1 protein-coding gene is annotated in these 1,121 nt (G+C 50.6%); it reads right to left on the reverse strand.

Going from position 1 to position 1,121, the window contains the following annotated elements; all coding sequences use genetic code 11:
• A partial coding sequence (locus AB5542_RS03080) for an MFS transporter (RefSeq protein WP_368242980.1) occupies positions 1-1,121 on the reverse strand: 1,121 nt, incomplete at both ends.

Below are 1,121 nucleotides of genomic sequence, written 5' to 3' on the forward strand. Positions count from 1 at the left end.
CGGCAAGGAAACCCGGGTGAAACTCACGATAGCGGCAAGCGTGGCAAACCCTCCTGCAAAATAGAGGGAAGCATACGTCCCGTCCACCGGAAAAACAACAAACATTAATGCCACTAACGAGGCTCCCGTGGTCTGTCCAGTCAAACGGGCCATACCCAGCATACCGCTAGCCCCGCCACTCCTGTTCTGTGGCGCGGAAGAAATTAATATACTATTATTCGGCGTCTGGAATAATCCAAACCCGAATCCACACATAGCCATAAACAAAGCAATCCCAGCGTTGGAAACCTGATCCGCAAAGACAGCTAATAAAAATAATCCCGCGGAAAATATCGACAATCCCACGCCCCCCAACAACCCGGCATGAACCCGTTCGATCAACCTCCCGGCCAAAGGAGCCGCAATCATCGTCGCCAACGGCCAAGGGGTCAGCAACAATCCCGTCGCCACCTCATCCAGTCCCAACGTGTGCTGCAAAAAGAAGGGCAAAGAAACCATGGCCAGCATCTGTGCCACGAAAGAACACACGGACGTCCCGACTGACAACGAAAAAATCGGTATCTTCAACAAATCGACAGGCAACAGGGGATATTCCTGCGACAACTGGCGACGCACGAAAAAGTAACCAACCAACAGAACCACTCCAATCCCCGGGAGCAACACGGACAAACTCACCCCGTGAGTAAATCCCTCGATCGAGAAAATCAATAACCCGAATGTAAAAGCGTTCATCAACCCGCTAATCCAATCAAACTTCCGCCCACTTCTTTTTACCGGATTCACGGGCAAAAAACGGAAAGATAAAATCAAAGCCACGATAACAATGGGAACATTTATCGCGAATAACCACTGCCAAGAGGCGACAGACAAAATTCCTGCCGCAATCGTCGGCCCCCCTGCCGCCGACACGGCAACCACTAGCGCATTGATACCCATTCCCCGCCCCAAATGTCGTTTGGGATAAATAATCCGGATCAAAGAAGTATTCACGCTTGCCAAAGCAGCCGCACCAAAACCTTGAAATACACGGGCTACCGTCAACGTCAGCAAAGAATTGGAAAGCGCACAAGCTAATGAAGTCACGCTAAATATGAGTAATCCCCCGATATACACCCGTCGAT

Origin of the sequence: Butyricimonas sp. RTP31003st1_G1_RTP31003_210430 (assembly GCF_040920905.1) — a bacterium.
GTDB classification, from domain to species: domain Bacteria; phylum Bacteroidota; class Bacteroidia; order Bacteroidales; family Marinifilaceae; genus Butyricimonas; species Butyricimonas paravirosa.